This window comes from Candidatus Binatota bacterium (assembly GCA_012960245.1).
GTDB lineage: Bacteria > Desulfobacterota > Binatia > UBA1149 > UBA1149 > UBA1149.
Genome location: DUBO01000029.1, coordinates 939 through 3,657 on the forward strand (window position 1 = coordinate 939; position 2,719 = coordinate 3,657).

Annotated in this window: 2 tRNA genes and 2 rRNA genes (2 of these 4 only partly in view); all 4 read right to left on the bottom strand. The window is 54.9% G+C overall.

The features are described from left to right. Positions 1-1,075, bottom strand: a 23S ribosomal RNA gene (locus EYQ35_05145); its annotated part reaches 938 nt to the left of the window's first position; the annotation flags it as partial. 227 nt (positions 1,076-1,302) lie between these two features. Beyond that, positions 1,303-1,378, bottom strand: a tRNA-Ala gene (locus EYQ35_05150). A 9-nt stretch (positions 1,379-1,387) separates the two neighbouring features. Continuing rightward, positions 1,388-1,464 (bottom strand) — tRNA-Ile (locus EYQ35_05155). A gap of 181 nt (positions 1,465-1,645) precedes the next feature. Then, a 16S ribosomal RNA gene (locus EYQ35_05160) occupies positions 1,646-2,719 on the bottom strand; it runs 496 nt beyond the window's last position.

Genomic DNA, 2,719 nt, shown 5'->3' on the forward strand with positions numbered 1-2,719 from the left:
GCCGGCGGTCCGGGTTGTTTCCCTTTCGACCATGGACCTTAGCACCCATGGACTGACTCCCTGACTGTACTTGGCGGCATTCGGAGTTTGATTAGGTTTGGTACCCGGTGAAGGGCCCTAGCCCATTCAGTGCTCTACCTCCGCCAGTAATCATCAGAGGCTATACCTAAATATATTTCGGAGAGAACCAGCTATCACGGAATTTGATTGGCCTTTCACCCCTACCCACAACTCATCCGAAGAGTTTTCAACCTCTAACGGTTCGGGCCTCCATTCTGTGTTACCAGAACTTCACCCTGGCCATGGGTAGATCATCCCGCTTCGGGTCTACTCCCTGCAACTATTCGCCCAGTTAAGACTCGCTTTCGCTACGGCTACACCTCGCGGCTTAACCTTGCTACAGAGCGTAACTCGCAGACTCATTAAGCAAAAGGCACGCGGTCACACCGCGTTGGGCGAACCCAACACATGGTGCTCCCACTGCTTGTAAGCACACGGCTTCAGTTTCTATTTCACTCCCCTTGCCGGGGTTCTTTTCACCTTTCCCTCACGGTACTTGTTCACTATCGGTTACAGACTAGTATTTAGCCTTGGAAGATGGTCCTCCCAGATTCCCACGGGGTTTCACGTGCCCCGTGGTACTCGGGTACTCATTCCAGCAAGTCCAACCTATTTCGCTTACGGGGCTATCACCCTCTCTGGCCGTCCTTTCCAGGTTCATTCAACTATAGGTTAGTTTTGTAACTTGCCGGGCTACGCCCGGAATGAGCCCCACAACCCCGCCCCTGTTGCCAGGAACGGTTTGGGCTATTCCCGTTTCGCTCGCCGCTACTACGGGAATCTCTATTGATTTATATTCCTGGAGGTACTGAGATGTTTCACTTCCCTCCGTTTGCCTCCCACAGCTATGTATTCACTGAGGGATGCCACGGGATTAATCGTGGCGGGTTTCCCCATTCGGAAATCTCCGGATCAAAGTTTGTTCAGCAACTCCCCGAAGCTTATCGCAGCTTACTACGCCCTTCATCGCCTGTCTGTACCAAGGCATTCACCGTGTGCTCTTAGTAGCTTGATCTTCTATATTGGTGATCAACCGTTGTCTCGAAATGGTGGCGCCTCTTAAGGACGCATCACCTTCAAAATTACACTTTCTCGGCTATCTGTGTCTTTTGGATTGTCAAAGAACATCCCTCTCGACTGGCGAGAGAGCGAAACCGAATTGGTTGTGATGAGCGCGTAGAATCTACGCTCTCATCACAGCCAATCCCGAATCGGGAGACCTGGTAGGGGTAGCTGAATCACTGGTGGAGCTGATCGGGATCGAACCGACGACCTCAGGCTTGCAAAGCCCGCGCTCTCCCAGCTGAGCTACAGCCCCGGAGAATAATGGTGGGCCTAGGTAGATTTGAACTACCGACCTCACGCTTATCAGGCGTGCGCTCTAACCAACTGAGCTATAGGCCCTCTGCCGGTATGCGACACACGCCGACGCCCCTGTTGGCGCCGCCAGGTCTCTCAAAGCTGAACAGTAGCGAAACGGAATCGAAACGGTCGGGTCTTTCCACGACCCCACTCCGTGCGAACACGGAGTGCCTCACCTGGGATGCGCAACAAAACCCGCAGGTTCTGTCACGGATCTCCCTGTAAAGGAGGTGATCCAGCCGCTGCTTCCGCAACGGCTACCTTGTTACGACTTCACCCCAGTCACCGACCATACCATCGGCGGCTATCTCCCCCTAAGGGGTTGAAACACCGACTTCCGGTACAACCGACTTCCATGGTGTGACGGGCGGTGTGTACAAGGCCCGGGAACGTATTCACCGCGGCGTGCTGATCCGCGATTACTAGCGATTCCAGCTTCATGGAGTCGAGTTGCAGACTCCAATCCGAACTGAGGCCGGCTTTTTGAGATTGGCTCCCTTTCGCAAGGTCGCAACCCTTTGTACCGGCCATTGTAGCACGTGTGTAGCCCTGGGCATAAGGGCCATGCGGACTTGACGTCATCCCCGCCTTCCTCCGGCTTAACGCCGGCAGTCCCTCTAAAGTACCCAACTTAATGATGGCAACTAGAGGCAAGGGTTGCGCTCGTTGCGGGACTTAACCCAACATCTCACGACACGAGCTGACGACAGCCATGCAGCACCTGAAGCCGGCAGTCCCCGAAGGGAAAGCTCCATCTCTGGAGAGATCTACCGTTGTCTAGCCCAGGTAAGGTTCTTCGCGTTGCGTCGAATTAAACCACATGCTCCACCGCTTGTGCGGGCCCCCGTCAATTCCTTTGAGTTTTAGTCTTGCGACCGTACTCCCCAGGCGGGGTACTTAATGCGTTAGCTGCGGCAGCGCAGGGGTGAGACCCGCACCACCTAGTACCCATCGTTTACGGCGTGGACTACCAGGGTATCTAATCCTGTTTGCTCCCCACGCTTTCGCGTCTCAGCGTCAGTATTGGTCCAGGAAGCCGCCTTCGCCGCCGGTGTTCCTCCTGATATCTACGCATTTCACCGCTACACCAGGAATTCCGCTTCCCTCTCCCATACTCCAGTTGACCAGTTTCCAGCGCACTTCCGGGGGTAAGCCCCGGGCTTTCACACCAGACTTAATCAACCGCCTACACGCGCTTTACGCCCAGTAATTCCGAACAACGCTTGCACCCTCCGTATTACCGCGGCTGCTGGCACGGAGTTAGCCGGTGCTTCTTCTCTAGGTACCGTCATTGTGT